The 1,553-nt window shown below is 33.1% G+C and carries 2 protein-coding genes; both read right to left on the reverse strand.

The window, feature by feature from the left end; all coding sequences use genetic code 11:
• Positions 1–203 (reverse strand): hypothetical protein (locus tag PHQ99_06950; protein MDD4289309.1); only part of this gene is annotated, 203 nt, incomplete at its 3' end.
• Positions 204–320: 117 nt separating this feature from the next.
• The gene (locus PHQ99_06955) at positions 321–1,412 is read right to left on the reverse strand and encodes a patatin-like phospholipase family protein (GenBank protein ID MDD4289310.1); all 1,092 of its coding nucleotides are present in this window, start codon (positions 1,410–1,412) and stop codon (positions 321–323) included.
• Positions 1,413–1,553 lie beyond the last annotated feature (141 nt).

Here is a 1,553-nt window from a genome sequence, read left to right on the forward strand (position 1 = left end):
TCATTTATTTGTATATTCCAGTTTAACAATATCCATGAATATCCATTTCTTAATAATGATTCCAGGGAATAACCCAGTGCCTCAGAATGACCACCGGCAATATCATTAAGATAATCTATCAATATAACAGGATCTGTCTTCTGTCTGCAATGTTCACTATCAGGAAAATAAAATTTAGAGGTTTTTTCAAAAATCTGTTTCATCTTTTATCAAATATTATTCATAAATTTAGAAATTGTACAATATGACTGAATTTACCATCATAAATTATAGCATATATAGCCATAATAGATTCAAAATATAGAAAGAATTAAAAAATATTAGTAATTCGCAATAATTTCTTTTAACTCTGCTATCTTTTTTAAAGCCTCATCTTTTCCCACTTCAATAATTTTCACTCTTTCTTTTTCTTTCATCAACAAAGAAACTTTTCCCTCATACTCTGGTGCTATAACAAAATCAGCATCTACCAGAGAAGGTTCTGTCAGGTCTTCTATCATAATATCTATACTACGTTCGGCAATAGAAAATATATCATAAGAATCTTTTTTTTCGTCTTTGATTCCTCTCAGGCTTACTGCAATAATAATATCAGCTCCCATTTGTCGAACCACATCAACCGGAACAGGGTCTTTCAAACCACCATCAACTAACAGTTTGTCTTCAAATTCAAAAGGAGAAAACATCCCTGGAATAGAAATAGATGCCGCGACAGCATTAGAAACCTTACCTTTATCCATAATAATTTTTTCACCGGAAATCAAATCTGTTGCCACTGCCTTAAAAGGTATTTTTAAATCATACTCAAAATGTGCCCAATTGGAGATGCTGTCAAATTTATCCCTAATGCCGGTGGTAGAAATAAGACCTCTTGGCCAGCTTGGATTTACTAATATCTTTGGAAGATTAATTGAGAATCCCAAAACATTTTTATTTTGCTTCTGCTCTAATTCAAATTGCATATTTTCAAAGGTTATATATTCTGTAAAATCCTCTTTTAGAAGAATATCTTCAATTTTTTCAATGGGAAAACCCAGGGCATATAAAGCCCCTACAAGGCTACCAATACTAGTACCTGCTATATAATCAATATTTATACCTTCCTTTTCCAGTATCTTGATCACACCGATATGGGCAAATCCTCGGGCTCCTCCTTCACCCAAAGCTAATCCGATTTTAGGCTCGCCCTTCGCAGCTGATATTCCTGGAAAGAGCAGAATAAATACTACTATTATTAAGATATACTTATAAATATAATTATTTTTCCTTATCATGCTTATCATTATAGATGATTGCCCATACCCGCGCAAGTAATAAAACAATGGGAAAAAATGAGCAGCCGTTAGCTGTCGGTATTTAGTATTTATTTTTCTGAAAACCGTTAACTGACTACTATTATATTTAACCAGCAAGCCGCCTAACTGTTCCCCTCTCCCCTTGGAGGGAGAGGGTCAGGGTGAGGGGGAGAAAATGAAAGAAGAGCATTGGTTGCAAAATAAATTTTTTAGTTATTTTATAGTACTTTAATTACTTGAATTATAATTTTTATTTCT

Source organism: Atribacterota bacterium, from assembly GCA_028703475.1.
Lineage (GTDB): Bacteria > Atribacterota > Phoenicimicrobiia > Phoenicimicrobiales > Stramentimicrobiaceae > JAQVMU01.